This is a genomic window from Treponema sp. R6D11, from assembly GCF_054786075.1.
On sequence record NZ_BDHD01000150.1, the window covers coordinates 1 to 4,393 of the forward strand.

At 44.0% G+C, this 4,393-nt stretch carries 4 protein-coding genes and 1 pseudogene; 2 read left to right on the forward strand and 3 right to left on the reverse strand.

Annotation, left to right across the window (positions count from 1 at the left end; all coding sequences use genetic code 11):
• The coding region (gene amrA / locus ACYVTD_RS10140) for an AmmeMemoRadiSam system protein A (RefSeq protein ID WP_461247662.1) at window positions 1–454 on the forward strand (454 nt) is incomplete at its 5' end.
• Window positions 454–2,076, forward strand: coding sequence for a Mur ligase family protein (locus ACYVTD_RS10145; RefSeq protein WP_461247663.1), 1,623 nt, complete (start codon window positions 454–456; stop codon window positions 2,074–2,076). The genes amrA and ACYVTD_RS10145, both read left to right, overlap by 1 nt.
• On the opposite strand, the gene ispH is transcribed toward ACYVTD_RS10145, so the two are convergent.
• From ispH to ACYVTD_RS10160, 3 genes and pseudogenes are all read right to left on the reverse strand, one after another.
• Complete coding sequence (gene ispH / locus ACYVTD_RS10150) at window positions 2,073–2,954, reverse strand: 4-hydroxy-3-methylbut-2-enyl diphosphate reductase (protein ID WP_461247664.1); 882 nt, start codon at window positions 2,952–2,954, stop codon at window positions 2,073–2,075. The two genes, ACYVTD_RS10145 and ispH, sit on opposite strands and share 4 nt — an antisense overlap.
• A 7-nt stretch (window positions 2,955–2,961) precedes the next feature.
• Window positions 2,962–4,173 (reverse strand): protein translocase subunit SecF, encoded by a 1,212-nt coding sequence (gene secF, locus ACYVTD_RS10155; protein WP_461247665.1) that lies wholly within the window; start codon window positions 4,171–4,173, stop codon window positions 2,962–2,964.
• Window positions 4,170–4,393 (reverse strand): annotated as a pseudogene (locus tag ACYVTD_RS10160) (hypothetical protein); the annotation flags it as partial. The pseudogene ACYVTD_RS10160 and the gene secF, both read right to left, overlap by 4 nt.

Here is a 4,393-nt window from a genome sequence, read left to right on the forward strand (position 1 = left end):
GGATTCAAACCTTCAAACACCCTGCGGAGCGTTTGTTTCGTTGCACATGAAGGACAGCCAACACAGCCTGCGCGGGTGTATCGGCAGAATGGCGGCTAATCTGCCCCTGATAGAAACAGTGCGCCTTATGGCGGAATCAGCAGCCTTTGAAGACCCCCGCTTTCCGCCGTTAAAAAAAGATGAATTATCCAGTCTGCATATCGAGATTTCCGCGCTTTCTCCCATGACGCCATGCCCTGACCCAAAACAGGTAAAGGTCGGCGTTCACGGGCTTTTATTGACAGGGCGCGGAAGATCGGGGGTTTTACTGCCGCAGGTTCCTGTGGAACAGGGCTGGAATCTTGAGCAATATCTTGATTACATTTGCGTAAAGGCGGGGTTACCCCAAGGAGCGTATAGCGCGCCTGATACTCAGCTTTATACTTTTACAGCGATTGTTTTTGGAGAGGAATAATGGAACTGCGTCTTACACAATTTTTTACAAAATACACCTCGCAAAAATCTGGATTTATATCCTCCAATGGTATGTCTGACCCTCTTGTAAACTCTCTTGAATACGACTCGCGAAAAGTAAAACAGGGAAGCCTTTTTTTCGCCCTTCGCGGACTCCATACAGACGGAAGCCTTTACATTGAAGACGCGATAAACAAGGGAGCTGTAGTAATTGTACATGAAAACGATATTGCCGAATTTAAAGAAAACATAGTCTACATAAAAGTAAAAGACGCGCGTTTTGCCATGTCCCCTATTTCCGCCGCCTTTTACGACTTTCCCTCTCAGCATTTGCTCGTAACGGGAGTAACCGGAACTGAAGGCAAAAGCACAACTGTTTATTTAATCTGGCAGTTGTTAACATTGTTGGGTAAAAAAGCGGGATTTATTTCCACTGTTCAACATTGTTTGGGCGGCGAAGTTTTAAACAATACAGAGCATCAAACCACCCCCGAAGCTCCCGTTATTCAGCGTCTTCTGCGTGAAATGGCGGATAACGGCTGTGAATACGCGGTATTGGAGACAAGCTCTCACGGGCTTTCCGCTAAAACAAACAGATTAGGCGATGTTGATTTTTGCGCCGGAGTTTTAACTAACATAACGCATGAACATTTGGAGTTTCATGGAACATGGGAACAGTACAGGGACGACAAAGCAAATCTTTTCCGTATGGTAAATAATTATGCGCATAGCGAGGGAGTTCCTTTTGTTGAGCCGTTTGGAGTTGTGAATAACGACGATAAAAGCTCACGTTATGTAATGAAGTTATCAACTAACAGCATATACAGGTATAGTCCCGCGGGAAGGGACGGAGACATGATTCTTGAAGCAATATCAAGCAACGCGTGGGGTAATTGGTATCTGGTTGCCCTTACGGAGACAGACGAACAAATAGAAATAAGGGATCAGCTTCCTGGCGCTTATAATTCGGGAAATGTGCTGGCGGCGACTCTTACTGTTTCGCATCTTTTAAATTTACCGATAAAAAACATTATTCCGCAAATTAAATTTTTAAAACCGGTAAGGGGCAGAATGACCTCGGTTGGTAAAAAACAACCCTTTGAAATTGTTGTAGATTACGCGCATACGCCTTCTTCGTTCCATACAATCTTCCCGCCAATTCGCGAAAGAATGGATAAAACAGGCGGCAGAATAATAAGTCTTTTCGGCTCCGCAGGAGAGCGCGACACGCACAAAAGAGCCGAGCAAGGAAAAATTGCCGCCCACTACAGTGATTTTATTATTCTTACCGATGAAGACCCGCGAGGTGAAAGACCCAGAGACATTCTGCTTGAGATAGAAACAGGCGTATGCAAAGATCAAGGGTTAAGAGTTGTAAAAGCTGTTGAACACCCCGACATGATAATAGATCAAAACAGAGCGGTCTTTGAACGCGATAAAAACTTATTCCTGATACCCGACAGACCCACCGCTATCCGCAAGGCTCTCTCTTTAGCGCACAAAGGCGATATTGTTTTGTTGTTAGGCAAAGGACACGAGAACTCGATTATCTATGCGGATCGTGTTATGCCTTATGATGAAATTACTGAGACCGAGAAAGCGCTTGAAGAAATGGGATTTTAATTTGTGAGCGTCTTTTCAATCTCACTTATCAACAAATCCGGCGTGGACGCTCCCGCAGATATGCCAACAGTTCCAAAACCATAAAAATTTCCCGGTATCTCATCAACGCGTTCTACTAGGGCGCAGGGTTTGCCGCTTTCTTTCGCTATCAGCAGCAGGCGGCGAGTGTTGGCGGAGTCTTTGCCGCCGGCGATTATTACTGCTTCTACTTCATTTAATAGCTCTCGTAACGCCTGCTGACGTTCTGCGGTGGCGGCGCAAATTGTGTTTACTATTTCCAAATTGGGAAAATATTTTTTTATTTCATTGCCTATATCGCGGTATTCGTCCTGCGAAATTGTCGTTTGCCCAATAAGCGCTGTTTTGGCGTTACTATTTGTTTTATGCAAAGCGGCGGCGGCTTCCCCTGCCTGCTGCGTATTTATTACCGCCTTGCAAAAAGGAGCACAGCTTGCGTAACCTGTAATTCCCTCTATTTCCGCGTGTGTTGATTCCCCAGCTAGAAATAAACTGTAACCCGCGCGGGAAAACTCCTGTGTCTTTAATTGGTTTTTTTTTACATTGGGACAGGTTGCATCTATTATTTTACATTCCATGCCGCGCAACGTGTTCTCCGCTGAGGGACTTATTCCGTGAGCGCGGATAATTACACAACAGTTTTTACCTTTTTCCCGTATTTGTTCAAGAGCGTTTTGGTTTAGGGCAATAACTCCCTGTTTTTCAAGATCTGCTAATACTTGCGGGTTGTGAATCAAGTGTCCCAGAGTGTATACGGCAGAGTTTTCCTCCGCCGCATTTTTCGCCTGTGCTGTAGCAAGTTCCACCGCCCGCCTTACTCCCATGCAGAAACCAAGTACGCGGGCGCGGATTATTGTCATTGACGCCTTATGCCGCCGCCAGTTTTTTCTTTGCCTGTCTCTTTTTGCTGTTTTCCCAGAAGTTTACAAAACCAGAGGCGATAAATAACGACGTATATGTGCCTGATGTCATTCCTATTAACAGTACAAGGGCAAAATCTTTCATTGAGCCTGTTGTAAAGATAAACAGGGACAATACGGCAAGCATTGTCGTCAAGGTTGTTATGATAGAACGCCCAAGTATGCCTGTCAATGAAATATTCATAATATCGGTGAATGTGTTATCGGGATACACGCGAATATTTTCCCTTACGCGATCAAATAAAATTATTGTGTTGTTGATAGAGTAACCAAGAATGGTAAGAATCGCCGCGATAGTCGTTGTGTTAAATTCCATTCTTGCCCAAACCAGATACGCGATTATTACAAGCAAGTCGTGTAAAATAGCGATTACGCCGCCAATAGCGTATTGCACTTTAAAGCGGATAATCAGGTAAATTAAAATTAAAAGCAAAGTAAGAGGTATTAGGTAAAAAACCTGATCTATAAGTTTTTTGGACTGGCTTGAGCCTACATAGTCGGATCGCATAACTGCAATGCCGCCCTTGCCGAAATAGGACTCAAGAACTTGTATGATTTCGTCTGATTTTACCCGCTCGTTGGCTTTGTCTTCTATACGAATCATAAAATGACGCTCTGCAGGCGTTCCGATATTCTGCACGGCGACGCTTTGAGTAAAACCAGCCATTGCCGTTCTTATGTCGGAAATATCGACAGGAGCGCTTTGCGGATCAATATAATGAATTAAAAACGGCGTGTCTTTATTCAAGACGGGATTCCCTTGAGAACTGATAATCAACCACTGTGAATTTATATTCTCGTTAGCTGACAACGCTACTTCAATATCGCTCAATTGCTGTTCCATGGCTCGTTTAATCGAACCGATAGTCGTATATTCGTTGAAAGTAAATGAGTATGTCTTTGGGTCTACGCCGGAGCCGGAAACAATTATGTAAAGACCGCTTCTGTCGGATTGAAGAACAGCGTTTGATATGCCGTTCCAACCAAGACTAAACGCAGTCGGGGCAATTTTAACTTCCTGAATAAGACCCGCCTGAAAATCTACGCCAAGGGCAAACCCTTTATTAATGATGTAGCCTGACAAACTAAAAAGAATAATAATAGCGGAAATTATAGCCGCGGGGAGAAAAAATTTGGAAAATCTAAGTGTCTTTCTCATAAGCTCACCGCCTTTGCGCTATCCTGAATATGAGTTCTCCAACTTATAGACAGCCTTTTACTTCGCATAACATCTGTATCAAAGTCGAAAATTAACCTCGACACGAACAAGGCTGTAAATACCGATGAGAAAACGCCGATTGAAAGGCTTACGGCAAACCCTCTGATTGGACCTGAACCTAATTGCGAAAGGAAAAGAGCGGCGATAAATGTAGTTATGT

What these genes read in the sequence shown, in the direction of transcription:
- ACYVTD_RS10145 (WP_461247663.1), top strand. Translation starts at nt 454, where the DNA reads ATGGAACTGCGTCTTACACAATTTTTTACAAAATACACCTCGCAAAAA.
- secF (WP_461247665.1), bottom strand. Translation starts at nt 4,173, where the DNA reads ATGAGAAAGACACTTAGATTTTCCAAATTTTTTCTCCCCGCGGCTATA.
- ispH (WP_461247664.1), bottom strand. Translation starts at nt 2,954, where the DNA reads ATGACAATAATCCGCGCCCGCGTACTTGGTTTCTGCATGGGAGTAAGG.